Consider the following 14,178-nt stretch of genomic DNA (forward strand, 5'->3'; position numbering starts at 1 on the left):
GGCGCTCAAGCCGCCTGCAGGTCTTCCAGCGGCCCGAAGAATTCGAAGCGCAGCCGTTCCGGCGGGATGCCCAGCGCGCGCCCGTCGGCATAGACCGAGCGCATGAAGGGCTTGGGTCCCAGCAGGTAGAGGTCGACGTCGCGATCGGCCGGCAGTCGGCTCGCCAGCAGTTCGCGCGTGACGAAGCCGACAGCGTGGGGCGCGTCCCCTTCGCGCGGCGTGTCGTAGACGTAGCAAACGCTCACATTGGCATGGTTGCTGGCGATGACGTCGACCCGCTTGCGGAAGGCATGCACGCCGCCGTGCCGCGCGGCATGGATGAAATGGACCTGCCGGCCGGCCGGCGCCGCCGCCTCGAGCATGCTGATCGCCGGCGTGATGCCGACCCCGCCGGTCACCAGCAACAGCGGCCGGTCGTTGGCCGCCTGCTCCAGCACGAAGTCGCCGCAAGGCTGCAGCGCCTGCAGCACATCGCCCACGGCGGCGTGGTCGTGCAGCCAGTTCGACGCGCGGCCGCCCGGCTCGCGCTTGACGCTGATCCGGTACCACGGCTTGCCGGGGGCATCCGACAGCGAGTAATGGCGACGGGTCGGCGCACCGTCGATGGTCAACAGCAGCGTCAGGTACTGGCCGGGCCGGAAGGCCGGCAACGTGCCGCCATCGGCCGGTTCCAGGTAGAACGAGGTGATGATCTCGCTCTCCTGCACCTTGCGGGCGATGCGCAGGCCGCGCGTGCCGCGCCAGCCGCCTGGCTGGGCGGCATTGTCGCGATAGACCGCCTCCTCGGCATCGATCAGGATCTTTGCCAGCACGCCATAGGCCTCGCCCCAGGCGCCGACGATGTCGTCGGTCGCCGCTTCGCCCAGCACGTCGCGGATGGCCTGCAACAGGCAGCCGCCGACGATCGGGTAATGCTCGGGCTGGACACCCAGCGCGGCGTGCTTCTGCACGATGCGCGGCAACGCGCCGGCCAGCGCGTCGAGCTGGTCGATATGGCTGGCGAGGGCCAGCACCGCGCCGGCCAGGGCGCGTGCCTGCGTGCCTTGGACCTGGTGGGCTTCGTTGAAGAACGCCTTCAGCTCCGGATGCCGGGTCAGCAACAGCCGATAGAAGTGCTGGGTGATCGCTTCGCCGTGCTGCTTCAGCACGGGCACCGTGGCCTTGACCAGCGCGATGGTATTCGGGGACAGCATGGAAACGCTCCTCTGATGGACGTCGATGGGTATCGAAGTCATATCAAGCGGCGTGCCAGCGCGACTACCGGCGCAAGCCCTTGATTTCCATGGCACCATGTCGGCCAGTTGTCTGAATGACCACGATCGTTCCGTGGTCCAAAGGACTACACTGGTGTCCATATGACCACAAATTCCGATTTCCCGACGATGGCCGACGAAGGACGTTTCCGTCAGTTGCTGGCGGCCGCGCGCGGCATCGTCGCTTGCGATGCGGCTGCCTTGCTCAAGCTGCAAGGCGAGGTGCTGGTGCCGGTCGCCGTGCACGGCCTGAGCGACGATGCGCTGGGGCGCCGCTTCCCGGTGTCGGCCCACCCGCGTCTGGCGCAACTGCTCGACAGCGAGGACGGCGTGCGTTTCGCCGCGGATTGCGGCCTGCCGGATCCGTACGACGGTCTGATCGAGGGTCAGCCCGACATCCTGCCGATCCACGACTGCATGGGCGCGCCGCTGCATTGCGGCGGCCGGCTGTGGGGCCTGGTCACGCTGGACGCGCTGCGGCCAGGCGCGTTCGCCGACATTTCCGCGGGCCAGATGCAGGCCGTGGTAACGATGCTCGAATCCGGCATCGAGGCCGACGAGACGATCCGGACGCTGGCCGAACGGGCCGCGCGCGAGCGCGAAATGAGCCGCGCCCTGCAGGTCCGTGGCCAGCCGCGCGACCTGCTGGGCAAGAGCGTGGCGATGAAGCGGCTCAAGCAGGAAATCGACACGGTGGCCGGCTCGGACCTGAGCGTGCTGATTCTTGGCGAGACCGGCGTCGGCAAGGAGCTGGTCGCGCAGCGGCTGCACGACCGCTCCGCCCGGCGCGACCGGCCGCTGGTACAGATCAACTGCGCGGCGCTGCCGGAGACGCTGGCCGACAGCGAGCTGTTCGGCCACAAGCGCGGCGCCTTCACCGGCGCGGTGCAGGATCGCGTCGGCAAGTTCGAGTTGGCTGACGGCGGCACGCTGTTTCTCGATGAGGTCGGCGAACTGCCGTTGCCGGTGCAGGCCAAGCTGCTGCGCGTGCTGCAGAGCGGGGAGGTGCAGCGGCCCGGCAGCGACCGGCTGCTGCGCGTCGACGTGCGCGTGCTGGCGGCCACCAACCGCGACCTCGGCAAGGCGGTGGCCGAGGGACGCTTTCGGGCAGACCTGTACCACCGGCTGTCGGTCTATCCGCTGCGCGTGCCGCCGCTGCGCGAACGCGGCCGCGACGTGCTGGCGCTGGCGGGCGGCTTCCTCGAGGAAAACCAGCACCGGCTCGGTGCGCGCAACCTGCGGCTGTCGCCCGACGCCACGCTGGCGCTGACGGCGTATTCCTGGCCCGGCAATGTCCGCGAGCTCGAACATCTGATCAGCCGGGCGGCCCTGCGCGCGCTGGCCGAATCCCGCCGAGGGGCGCGCTGGATTGCGATCGAGCCGCGCCACCTCGGGCTGGACAGCGGCACCAGCCGGCTGGCGCATGGCAACGAGGACGTCGACCATCACGGCCGGCCGCCGGCGCAGGCGGACCCAAGCCTGGCCCATCGGACCTTGCAGCCACAGCCGGCAGGCACTCCCGATGCCGGCCCGCACCCGGGAAGCGGGACCCTGCGCGAGGCCACCGACGCATTCCAGCGGCGCTGGATCGAAGCCGCGCTGGCCAGGCACGGCGGCGCCTATGCGGCCGCCGCGCGCGAGGCCGGCATGGATCGCAGCAACTTTCACCGGCTGGCGCGGCGACTGGGCGTTGCGCCGGAGGCCAGGCGCCAGGCAGGCCGCCCCTCCTCCCGGTCTTGATCCTGGCGCTCGCCGGCCCGCACAGTTCCGTTCGGACCCGCTCCGACCCGCTCGGGCCCGCTCCCTTCTCGGCGAGCGACGGTCAAGGCATACTTGGCCCTGCGAGCCGATCCCCCGGGCGCGTTCGCTGACCTCGAGAACCCGGCCAGAAAAATTTCTGTCGGCAGCCCTGTGCAAACGCCGGCTAGCGCCAATACTAGAGGTCGGAGGCGCGCGGCCCGTAGTGCGCAATGACGCTTCGATCGACCACCAATAGCACCGGAAGCGAACTGTGTCGCGTCGTGTCTGGCCTATCGTTGTCCTGCTGGTCCTGGTTGGCGGCGCCTGCTATTTCGCCGCTCATCTGATCGCCGACGAGGTTCGCACCTCGCGGTGGCAGGCGCGCTATTTTCACGACTGGGGTCAGCGTCTGACCTACACCATCGCGCCCGGCGCCAGCGACCGCATCCGCTTCCCCGATGCCGGGCCCTACGATATGCGGCTCGGCTATGCCCGCATTCCGCACTACACCGAGCTGCTCGAAGCGCGCGGCTTCGTGCGCGAGCATCAGGCCCGGATGTCCGAGGCGATGCTCGAATATCTCGATCTCGGCCTGTACACGCCCTATCGCGAGAAGACCCGTGCCGGGCTGGCGCTGCTCGATTGCAACGATCGCAGCGTGTCGGTGCAGCGCTTCCCCGAGCGGCAATACCAGGACTACCGCGAGGTGCCGCCGGTATTGGCCAACTCGCTGCTGTTCGTCGAGAACCAGGGGCTGCTCAATCCCGAATATCCGACCCGCAATCCGGCGCTCGACTGGCGGCGGCTGTCGCGCGCCGGGGTCGATCAGCTGATCTCCATCGTCGACCGCGAGCGCGACACGCCGGGCGGGAGCACGCTCGCCACGCAGATCGAGAAATACCGCCACTCGCCGCAGGGACGCACGTCGTCGATCTCGGAGAAACTGCGACAGATGGGCTCGGCCTCGGTCCGCGCCTATCTCGAAGGCCGCGATACCGTGCGGGCGCGCGAACGCATCGTGGTCGACTACCTCAATACCGTACCGCTGTCGGCGCGCAATGGCCGCGGCGAGATCCACGGCATCGGCGACGGCATGTACTACTGGTACGGCGAGGACTTCGACGAAGCCAACCGGATGTTGCACGAGATCGAGCTCAGGCCGCCGACGCCGCGCGAGGCGCAGGTCTTCAAGCAGGCGCTGTCGCTGATCATCGCGCAGCGCCGCCCCTCGTATCACCTGCGCCGCTACGACACCAACCTGGAGCCGCTGACCGACAGCTATCTGCGCCTGCTCGCCGGCGCCGGGGTAATCACGCCCCGGCTGCGCGACGCCGCGCTCGCGGCGCGGCTCGACAAGGCGCCGGTCCCCTCGCTGCCGCCCGCGGATCCCTTCGTCACGCGCAAGGCCATCAACCAGGTACGCGCGGATCTGTCGCGCTTGCTTGGCGTCTCCAGCCGCTACGATCTGGACCGGCTCGACCTGACGGTCGCCAGCACCATCAACACCGAAGCGCAGCGCCAGATCACCGCAACGCTGATGAAGCTGCGCGACAAGGAGGGAGCGCGCGAGCTCGGGCTCTATGGCCACAACATGCTGCGGGACCATGACGATCCATCGAAGCTCGCGGCCAGCTTCACGCTGTTCGAGCGGGTCGGCAATGCCAGCTATCTGCGCGTGCAGGCCGACAATATCGATCAGCCGTTCGACCTCAACAGCGGCGCCCGGCTCAATCTCGGGTCGACCGCCAAGCTGCGCACGCTGGTGACCTATCTGGAGCTCATCGCCGAACTGCACGACCGCTACGCCGGCATGACGCGCGCCGAGCTGCAGAGCGTCCCGGTCCCGCCGCAGGACGGATTGACGCGCTGGTCGATCGACTGGCTGCTGAAGAACCCGGGCAGCGATCGCCGCACCATGCTCGAGGCCGCGCTCGAACGCAAGTACGCCGGGGGCGCCGGCGAAGCGTTCTTCACCGGCGGCGGGCTGCAGACCTTCACCAACTTCGAGCGCTCGGCCAGCGTGCAGAACATGACGGTGCGTCGTGCCTTCCAGCACTCGGTCAATCTGGTGTTCATCCGCATGATGCGCGACATCGTCCGCTACGAGGTCCACCGTGCGCATCCCGATGCCAGCGAGCTGCTGGCCGATCGCGATGCCCCCGGTCGCCGCAAATGGCTGGTGCGCTTTGCCGACGAAGAAGGCAGCCAGTTCCTGACCGGCTTCTATCGCAAGTACCAGGCGCTCGACAAGGAGGCCCGCATCGCGCTGCTGCTGCAACGGGTCAAGCCGATCGCGGTGCGCGTCGCGGTGGCGCTGCGCAGCGCGGATCCGACCATGGACGAGGCCACCTTCGCGCGCCATCTGCGCGCCAAGCTCGGCACCAGGCTGGACGACGAGGATGTGTTCGCGCTCTACGACAAGTACGGCAAGGACAAATTCTCGCTGAACGACCGGGGCTACCTGTCGCGCATTCACCCGCTCGAACTGTGGTTGATCGACTATCTGGACGACCACTCCGAGGCCGATCTGAAACAGGTGCTGGAAGCCAGCGCCGACGTGCGCCAGGAGGTCTACACCTGGCTGTTCCGCACGCGCAGCAAGGCCGGGCAGGATAACCGCATCCGCATTCTGCTCGAGCGCGATGCCTTCGAACGGATCGGCGAGCGCTGGCGCCGGCTGGGCTATCCCTTCGACACGCTGACGCCTTCCTATGGCACCGCGGTCGGCGCCTCGGGCGATCGTCCCGCGGCGCTGTCGGAACTGGCCGGCATCCTGCTCAGCGGCGGCGTGCAGCCGTACACCGAGACCGTGCGCTGGCTCGACTTTGCCACCGGCACGCCCTACGAAACCCGCTTCGTACTGCGACCGGGGCAGCTGAAGCGCCTGCTGCCGGAGGACGTCGCGGAGCTGGCGCGGCGCTCGTTGCTGGATGTGGTCGAGGGCGGTACCGCGCGCTCGGCGCAAGGCGTCTTTCCTGCGGAGCGCGGCATGGCGCTCGGCGGCAAGACCGGCACCGGCGATCATCGGCACATGGTGTTCGGCCGCGGCGGCTACGTGATCGCGTCGCGCGCGGTCAGCCGCTCGGCGACCTTCGTCTTCACGATCGGCGAGCGCTACTTCGGCACTGTCACGTTGCATGTACGCGGCCCGCATGCGGCGCGCTACAACTTCACCAGCGCCTTGTCGGTCAAGCTGCTGCGCGGTCTGGCACCGACCATCGTGGCGATGGACCCGCAGGCCGGACCGGCCACGCTCGCCTGCACCGGCGGTTGAACGGCGCTTGTCGCCCGACGGCGCGCCCCGCCCAGGGCTTCCTCAGGCGCGGTTGACGCCATCTGTTCGCTGCCCCACCAATGGCGCACTGCACCGCGCCCGAAACGTCGCGCCGCGACTTTGCCTGCCCCGTTCCGGCGCTTACCATGCAAGCAACCGACGGATATCGGCAACCGCCGACAAGCAGGCAGAACAATACGTCGCTGTGGAACGGGGGCAACTTGAGCAGCTACATCGAAGATTACTGCGGGCGCATCCGGCAAGGCGGCGCCAATGCCGTGATCGCGCATCCCATCGTCGTCGACAACGACGGCACCTACGTTATGAGCTACGTGCCGTTCGAACACGTCAATGCCACTGCGCGGCTCGTGCTGGTCAGCACGACCCCGGGACATATGCACGTGCGGCTCGCCGCCGAACTGACCGAGGCATTGCTGCGCGCGCACGCACCTGGCCGCATCGTCCAGCTGGAAAACAAGCGCCAGATCGAACTCGGCGGGCCGTTGGTACGGCCGAACCTGATCCGCATGCTCGATCATTTCGACATCCCCTCGCTTGTCGGCGTCGAACGCGCGACGGTCCTGTGGGAAGACGGCTTCCACCTGTTGCAACCGATGGCCTTGCTGCCACAGGCGACGATGCGGCGGGGACTCGCCTTCGACGGCACGCTCGAAGCGCTGCCCGCCGTTCCCATGCTGCGCCGTGCGTTCGAGACCCAATTCCTCGAGCGGCTGGCACGCGTCCGCAACGATGCCCTCTATCTCGCGCTCGGCCGTACCGCCTGGGCAGGCCTGCGCCACGCCGCCGACACCGGCGTCATCGCCCCGGGCCAGCTGCTTGGCATGATGCCGGTGCCGGCGCGCGCCGGCAGCATGGTGCGCTACTTCCTCGGCGAAATCAGTGCGGCGACGCTGTCGCCGAGGGACCCGGTCAGGCATCGCACCGCATGGCTGGACGCGGCGCGGCGCGAATTGATCGAGAACGTGCGCCGTCATCGGCAGGCGCCGAGCGGCACGGCCACCGGGGTCACCACCGCGGCGGCATGAGCCGTGGCAAAAGCCGCAGCAGGGCGTCGGCGGCGGCGGCGGCGCCGGTGGCAAGTATGCGGCGCTACAGCGTCTGCGCGCCGCTCACCGACCGCAGTTGCTGCGCGGCCTGCGCGGCCAGTTCGAACGAACGCAGCCGGGCCTGGTGATCGTAGATCTGCGCCGTCAGCATCAGCTCGTCCGGACGCAGATCGTCGACGAAGCGCTGCATGCCCTCGCGAACCGTATCGAGGTCGCCGACCACCGAACAGGACAGCGAGCGGCGGATATGGGCAGCCTCGGTCTCGGTCCACATCGATTCGATATCGTCGACCGGCGGACGGATGCGTCCGGGCGTGCCGCGTACCAGCGCCAGGAACTGCTGCTGCAGCGAACTGAACAGACGGGTCGCCTCGGCCTCGGTGTCGGCCGCGAACACGTTCAGGCCGAGCATCACGTACGGCCTGGACAGCGCCTCCGAAGGCCGGAACGTCTGCCGGTACAGATCCACCGCCTGGCGCATGAAGCCCGGCGCGAAATGCGAGGCGAAGGCGAACGGCAGGCCCATCGATGCGGCCAGCTGCGCGCTGAACAGGCTCGAGCCCAGCAGCCACAGCGGCACCTTCAGGCCTGCGCCCGGCACCGCGCGCAGCCGTTGGCCGGGACGCGGTTCGTCGAAATAGGCCTGCAGCTCCTCGACGTCCTGCGGGAAAGTGTCGGCCGTATCGTGGGTCGCGCTGCGGCGCAAGGCACGCGCGGTCAGTTGATCGGTGCCCGGGGCACGGCCGAGCCCGAGATCGATACGACCCGGAAACAACGAGGCCAGCGTGCCGAACTGCTCGGCTACCACCAGCGGCGAATGGTTGGGCAGCATGATGCCGCCCGAGCCGACCCGGATGGTCGAGGTGCCATTGGCGACGTAGCCGATCAGCACCGCCGTGGCGGCGCTGGCGATGCCCGGCATATTGTGGTGCTCGGCCAGCCAGAAGCGGCGATAGCCCCAGCGTTCGGCGTGCTGGGCCAGGTCCAGCGAATTGCGCATCGATTGGGCGGCGTCGCTTCCCTCGGGAATCGGCGAAAGGTCGAGCAGGGAGTAGGCAGTGGTGGAAGCGGTCATGCGGGAAGACGATGCGGGAACGGTTTGTGGCCGGGCGTGGCGATCGATGGCACGTTGGCACATCGAGACATCGACACATCCCGGCGCCGCCACGGCGCCTGCCGGGGCGGCGATCGATTGGAACGGCAACTATAGCCGTTCTCTTCCCTCGTTGTCGGAAGGGTCTCCCGCCCCATCGACCCGGTGCCGTGCTCGGCTAAGCGGCTGCCGCCCGCTCCCCGTGCAGTTGCTTCCATGCGTCGATGCCGCCCGTCAGTGCCCAGGTATTGGCGTAGCCGGCCGCGCGCAGGCGCTCGGCCAGCATCGCGGCGGACAGTTCGTTGGGGCAGGCGCAATAGACCACGATCTCGACGGCAGGAGGATGTTCGGCGAGTACGTCCAGCGGCGCCTCCGGGTCCACCACCAGCGCGCCGGGGATGCGCTCGAGCGCCGCGCTGCCTGGTGCGCGCACGTCCAGCACCAGTGGCAGGCGGCCGTCCTGGCGCCGCGCCTCCAGCTCGATCACGCTCATGCGCGGGATCCGCCGGGTGCGGCGCAGCAGCCGCACCCGCTTCCACCAACGCCAGACGATAAAGAGCGCGAGCGCCAGAAGCGCCAGCATCAGCGCCAGATGGCCATAGGTACCGAAAGCGTCGAGCACGGCGTCGATCGCATCGCTGAACGCCGCGCCGATCATCAGCGCCCCGCCGGCCCAGACCACGGCGCCGATCGCGTCGTAGAACAGGAAGACCGTGAACGGCGTGGCAGTCATGCCCGCCATCGCGGTCGACAGCGCACCGGCGCCCGGCAACAGCTTGGAGAAGATCAGCGAGCGCGGTCCCAGCCGCAGATAGAGCGATTGCGTCTGCCGGATGCAGCTGTCCTGCGACAGCGATACCTTGCAGATGGTGCGCAGCATCGGTTGGCCGAGACGCCGGCCGGCGAAGTACCAAAGCGAATCGGCAATCAGGCAGGCTACCACCACGGCGCCCAGAACCGCGCCGATCGACGGGCCGGTCTCCCGCATGCCGAGCGCGCCGGCGACCAGCAACAGCGGGTACGCGGGTACTGGCAGGCCCGCCTGCTCGATAAGGACGTTCAGAAATACCAGCGTCAGTCCGTGCTGTTCCAGCAGGACCTGCAATTCGCCCACGGCGGTCTCCCGATGAATGATCGATGGCGCGATGATTCGCGATATGGGCGAAGTTTGCCAGCACTGCGGCCACTGCGGCCGGTCCTGGACTGGTCGATCGTTTCAAAAACTCTGAATGTCGGATGCCCCGGACCGCTCGCCCTGCGCCCGAAGCCGTGGCAAGATGGCGCCGAAGCGGCTCGGACCCCCCGGCCGCTCGCAACTGGGAGATGCGTATGCTGTCATTCCTCGGTACGGTGATCGTTGGCCTGATCGTCGGGCTGATCGCCAGGGCCATCAAGCCTGGCGACGACAAGATGGGTTGGATCTTGACCATATTGCTTGGCATAGGCGGCTCGCTGATCGCCGGATATGTCGGCCAGGCGCTCGGCTGGTATCGCCCCGGGGAGCCGGCCGGCTGGATCGCTTCGGTGATCGGCGCAATCGTGCTGCTGGTCATCTACGGGCTGGTGCGGCGCAGAACCTGACATCCGCGCAAGCCGCCCAAACAGGGCGAGGCCACCGCCGGCCTCGCCCCTTGTTCTCTCGCGCGCCCCCGGGCTCGCCCTTGCCCCCCCTCGCCTGCGGTCGCACGCAACCCGGCACCCCATTCGCAGTTCGCTGCTTTCCTGCAACAGTACCGACGCTGTTGTTGCGAAAGATTGAACTACCGACACATTTCCGTAAGAAATCGCGCAGCACGGTACGTAGGCTGGCGTTCCCCCAGCCCGCCACCGTTCCCGCCCTATCCATGCGGCGGACGGCGAGCCAGTCCCGATGGAGGACGCCGCATGCATCGCGACCCATTCGAACCCTTCCCCCCCAACGCGAATGCCAACGGACACGGCGGACGGCCGGCGGCGGGTGCGTCGCCGCAATCATCCGAATCGCCGCAATCATCCGAATCGCCGCAATCATCCGAATCGCCGCAATTTTCCGCATCGCCTGGACCCTCCCGCACGCTGAAGGCGCCGCCGTTTCAGGGAAGCTGGGCCCCCGGCACGGACGGGCGCGTCATCCCTACCCCGCACGCTGCCATCCGTAGCGGCAAGCTCGCGCTGATCCGGCAAGCCGTCGCCGCCACGCCCGATGCGCTGCGCCTGTGCGATTCCCATGGCGATCCGCCGCTGCATTTCGCCATCCGCTCCGGGGCGCCGGTCGCCATCCTCGCCTGCCTGCTCGAACAGGGCGCCCGCCTCGACGCGCGCAATATGCGGGGAGAAACCGCCCTGCACATTGCCTTCGGCCAGCGGGACGCCGAGCCCGCCCGCCTGAACTGGCTGCTGGCGCATGCCGACCGGAACGGCGACGGCGGCAGCTGGCTCGCCGCGTTCGTACCGGATGCGGATGGCGGCTATGCCTACGAGCGCGGGCTGGGTGTGCAACGGCAGCCAACACGCGGCATGGAACCAGTCATCGCCAACCTGCAACGGCATGACGGCTGGTATCGGGCCTATCTCGTCAACATGGCCAAGGCGGTGACTCACGGAGACCGCGCACGAGTCAAAGCGCTACTGGCCTGTGAGATGCCGCTGGATCTTGCAGTGCAGGGCGGCAAGACAGCACTGATGGTCGCCGCCGAACAGGGCCACGAGGGCGTCGTCGACATGCTGCTGCTGCACGCCGACGAGCACGGCATGCGGCAGCTGAATCTGGGCGCGGCGGACAGCGGCGACACCGCCTTGATGCTCGCCGCCTTCCACGGCCACGTCGCCGTGGTCGAGCGGCTGCTCGCCGCTTCGGCGGCCACCGAGGTGCCGAGCCAGTGCGGAGACACCGCGCTGATGGCCGCGGCCGTTGGCGGGCACGACGGCATCGTCGACAGGCTGCTCAATGCCGGCGCGGCCGTCGATACCCGCAATGCCCTGGGCCGGACGGCGCTGATGTTCGCCGCCGTGGCAGGTCACCGCGCCACGGTCGAGGTGTTGCTACGCCATGGCGCCGCGGTCGACGCCAAGGATGGCGAAGGGCGCTCCGCCCTGGCCTTCGTCGCCCTGCATGCGGCGGCGCTATCCGCGGGATTGTCGCCGCAGGAACGGGTTGGGAGGATGCGGATCGATCGTATCGGTCCGATTGCCGAATTCGGCGCGCCTTCGACCGTCAGCGAGCGGTGCCAGGACCTGCTGAGGGGTCGCAGCAGGCACCGCGACACCGCGCAAGCGCTGCTTCACCACGGCGCTTCGGTGGATTCGCGGGACATTCGCGGCGCCACGGCCTTGATGCATGCGGCGGCCAACGGTCATATCGAAATTCTCGCCGTGCTGCTCGGCGCCGGCGCCGACTGGGAACTGCGCGACCACTCCGGGCGGACCGCACTGGCTTACGCTACGGCAGCTGGAAATGCGCACGCGGCGCGCATGTTGAAGACCTGCCAGGGCTGAAGCAAACGGGGCACCCCGTTTGCACCCGACCGCAAGTCATGGCCCCACTCCGGCCATTGGCATGATGGTCGCCTCCGGACCCTCTGCGCGCGGCGCGTTCGCTTCTGCGAAGGCGGTCTCCGCCGGTTCTGGTTGAGTGCTCCTGCCGAAACCGAACGTTTGCCCCAGGACATCGCCAAGTTTCTCTCGCAGGAACGTCAACACTCCGGTGCGGCGCTCGTACTGCTGACGCATCGCCGTCTTTCCTTCGATGAATTCCTGAAACAATTGCCGCAACGGTTTGAGCATGGCTTCATCGCTGCGCAACGCCATGCCTTCCATGGCGGCCTTCAGCGCCTCTGTCTTCGCCTCGGATGCGAAACAACGGAGCTTTTGCGTGATGTCTTCCTTGTCCTTCGCATAGGTCGGATCCAGCCGAACGGTCGAACGCAACCTGATGGCTTCGAGCAGGTTCGCATCCATTCCCAGTGAAACCAGGACTTCGGTCAATGCGCACCGGGTGATCGGGCGATCGCCGTCGAGCAACGATCTGAGCATGGCATCGATGGCAACAAACCGATTGCTTCGCATCTCCTCAAGGGTGGGTTCCCGTTGCTGCTGCAGAATGCGCTGCGCCGCGTCCTTCAATCGCTTGTCGCGTTTCGCTTCCCGATGTGCCTCGATGCGATCCCTGACAAACCGAACGACGCCGGAGACGAGCCAGAAGGTGCCCAGCGCCAAGGCAGCGCCCGCCAATACCGTCAGGAAGAGGCCCCCGGTGCCGGTCGTGGCCAGCACAACGAAACCAGCGCCTACTGCCATCGATGCCGCGCCGTATCCCATGCGGAAGTTAGCGCGGGATTTCTTCTTGAGTTCAGTTGCCTCGATGGCCTCAAAGGCCTTGTCCTGGTGATGCATCACGATCCCGATCAGGCGTTTTGCGTTGGCGACATCGTCCGCGGACTCCGCTACCGATGCGGCTGCGCTGGCGGCGTGCGATTGCCGCACCGCAGCCGATTCAGTCTTGGCCGCCTGATTCCTCAACCATTGCCGGTGCCGTTCCGCTGCCCCCATGACTTGCTGCTCTCGTCCATCGACGGTCCGCAAATCCGCTCTTTGGCTACGGACCGCTGCCAGGTCTGCCAGCGTCCGCTCCGATTGGTACCATCCAACCGCCGCCGCACCCATGTGCAATGCGCCCATTGCAATGCCGAACGCACCGCTGGCGACACCGGTAGCCGCGACATCGACGCCTTGCGCGCCGAGCTTTACCGCGGCCTCCGTCGCGTTGCATGCGGCCCCGCCCAACTGCACGACGCTGTCACGTGCAGCGGCGACGCCCATGGCGTGAAGGTTGTCGGCTGCCTCCACGAGCTGATTGGCGGCCTGCTCGTAGCGAACGTAGTGCTCGAAGTCTGCTGCAAGGTCCAGCGCCAGCCTCAGCAGCTTTTCTTCCACCCCCTTCAGGTCATCCTGGGTTCTCTGAAGGTTCAACGGTGGATCCGCAGCATCCCGTTGCCACTCCGGGAGCAACTTCGTTTCCTCATCGCGAGGCCACGTCTGCAGCAACGTCAAGAGCGCGTGTCTCTCACCAAGCAGATTTGCGATTTCCGGATCGCCGTCGACAAAGCGGCGTCGTCCGGCGGCATGTTTGCTCAGTGCCTGGTCCAGTTCCGACTTCTTTCGCCCCGCCTTGCACACGAGGTGAGCCGTCCCAATGGCCTCGATCAGTGAGAACGCACCGCCTACCAGGGCGCCTTCATTTGCCACAGGGAGATACGAACTGACGGAGAACGTCTTCACCTCTTCCTTTGAAGCCGCGGCGATGTGCATGGCCTCCCGGCTCACTGTTGCAGCGCTCCATAGCCCATATGTCACTTCATTGAGCAAATGCCAGCCCTTTGCCTCGGACAGCTTTGCGTGAGAGAGATATGGGGGAGGCCACGTAGCGGCCTGGGTGGAGCGAGGATTCGGCGGCGCAGCGGGATGCGCGTTGTGATCCGGGCGAGCAGCCGGAACCTTGTTCTGCTCGCCAATGAGGGGAGGACGAATCAGGGGGTCGCTTTCCGACCGCTCCAATGTACTCGGATCGGGCTGACTCTCTGCCTCATGTTGGGACATGGGCGCGATAGCCTCTCCGGATAGAGCCATACCGCCAAAATGCGCATCGTCTTCGGCATTCTTGTTCGCCGGCCCGACGTTCGAGTCGGGCAGCATATTCTCAAACAACTGAGTGTCTGGACGGGCGGCACCAATTCGCATTGTCTCCTCCGGATGCAGCAATTCTTCGATTGTTGC

Annotated in this window: 9 protein-coding genes; 5 read left to right on the top strand and 4 right to left on the bottom strand. The window is 67.4% G+C overall.

The genetic code is table 11. The annotated features are described in order from the left end of the window. Positions 1-5: 5 nt before the first annotated feature. Complete coding sequence (gene hmpA / locus HTY53_RS08980; protein WP_174106151.1) at positions 6-1,193, bottom strand: NO-inducible flavohemoprotein; 1,188 nt, start codon at positions 1,191-1,193, stop codon at positions 6-8. A gap of 162 nt (positions 1,194-1,355) precedes the next feature. Between hmpA and norR the strand changes: the two genes are divergently transcribed. The 3 genes from norR to HTY53_RS08995 all read left to right on the top strand — a co-directional run bounded on the left by norR (position 1,356) and on the right by HTY53_RS08995 (position 7,313). Then, the gene (gene norR, locus HTY53_RS08985) at positions 1,356-2,993 is read left to right on the top strand and encodes a nitric oxide reductase transcriptional regulator NorR (RefSeq protein WP_174106152.1); all 1,638 of its coding nucleotides are present in this window, start codon (positions 1,356-1,358) and stop codon (positions 2,991-2,993) included. 271 nt (positions 2,994-3,264) lie between these two features. Next, a complete protein-coding gene (locus tag HTY53_RS08990; protein WP_174106153.1) occupies positions 3,265-6,267 on the top strand; it encodes a transglycosylase domain-containing protein in 3,003 nt (1,000 codons plus the stop codon). 221 nt (positions 6,268-6,488) lie between these two features. Then, entirely contained in the window at positions 6,489-7,313 is an 825-nt protein-coding gene (locus HTY53_RS08995) for a hypothetical protein (RefSeq protein ID WP_174106154.1), read from the top strand. Positions 7,314-7,377: 64 nt separating this feature from the next. On the opposite strand, the gene HTY53_RS09000 is transcribed toward HTY53_RS08995, so the two are convergent. Both HTY53_RS09000 and HTY53_RS09005 read right to left on the bottom strand, forming a co-directional pair. After that, positions 7,378-8,409, bottom strand: a complete 1,032-nt coding sequence (locus HTY53_RS09000) for an LLM class flavin-dependent oxidoreductase (RefSeq protein ID WP_174106155.1) — start codon at positions 8,407-8,409, stop codon at positions 7,378-7,380. Between the two features lie 196 nt (positions 8,410-8,605). Beyond that, the gene (locus HTY53_RS09005) at positions 8,606-9,541 is read right to left on the bottom strand and encodes a DedA family protein/thiosulfate sulfurtransferase GlpE (protein WP_174106156.1); all 936 of its coding nucleotides are present in this window, start codon (positions 9,539-9,541) and stop codon (positions 8,606-8,608) included. 215 nt (positions 9,542-9,756) lie between these two features. Between HTY53_RS09005 and HTY53_RS09010 the strand changes: the two genes are divergently transcribed. Both HTY53_RS09010 and HTY53_RS09015 read left to right on the top strand, forming a co-directional pair. Next, entirely contained in the window at positions 9,757-10,008 is a 252-nt protein-coding gene (locus HTY53_RS09010; protein ID WP_174106157.1) for a GlsB/YeaQ/YmgE family stress response membrane protein, read from the top strand. 303 nt (positions 10,009-10,311) lie between these two features. After that, complete coding sequence (locus tag HTY53_RS09015) at positions 10,312-11,901, top strand: ankyrin repeat domain-containing protein (RefSeq protein ID WP_174106158.1); 1,590 nt, start codon at positions 10,312-10,314, stop codon at positions 11,899-11,901. 36 nt (positions 11,902-11,937) lie between these two features. On the opposite strand, the gene HTY53_RS09020 is transcribed toward HTY53_RS09015, so the two are convergent. Then, positions 11,938-14,142 carry a hypothetical protein gene (locus HTY53_RS09020; protein ID WP_174106159.1) on the bottom strand — a complete coding sequence of 735 codons (2,205 nt, stop codon included), beginning with the start codon at positions 14,140-14,142 and terminating at the stop codon, positions 11,938-11,940. Between the last annotated feature and the right edge of the window lie 36 nt (positions 14,143-14,178).

The organism is Cupriavidus gilardii, from assembly GCF_013314895.1.
Classification (GTDB): Bacteria; Pseudomonadota; Gammaproteobacteria; order Burkholderiales; family Burkholderiaceae; genus Cupriavidus; species Cupriavidus gilardii_C.

What these genes read in the sequence shown, in the direction of transcription:
- hmpA (WP_174106151.1), bottom strand. Translation starts at nt 1,193, where the DNA reads ATGCTGTCCCCGAATACCATCGCGCTGGTCAAGGCCACGGTGCCCGTG.
- HTY53_RS09000 (WP_174106155.1), bottom strand. Translation starts at nt 8,409, where the DNA reads ATGACCGCTTCCACCACTGCCTACTCCCTGCTCGACCTTTCGCCGATT.
- HTY53_RS09020 (WP_174106159.1), bottom strand. Translation starts at nt 14,142, where the DNA reads ATGCGAATTGGTGCCGCCCGTCCAGACACTCAGTTGTTTGAGAATATG.
- HTY53_RS09010 (WP_174106157.1), top strand. Translation starts at nt 9,757, where the DNA reads ATGCTGTCATTCCTCGGTACGGTGATCGTTGGCCTGATCGTCGGGCTG.
- norR (WP_174106152.1), top strand. Translation starts at nt 1,356, where the DNA reads ATGACCACAAATTCCGATTTCCCGACGATGGCCGACGAAGGACGTTTC.
- HTY53_RS09015 (WP_174106158.1), top strand. Translation starts at nt 10,312, where the DNA reads ATGCATCGCGACCCATTCGAACCCTTCCCCCCCAACGCGAATGCCAAC.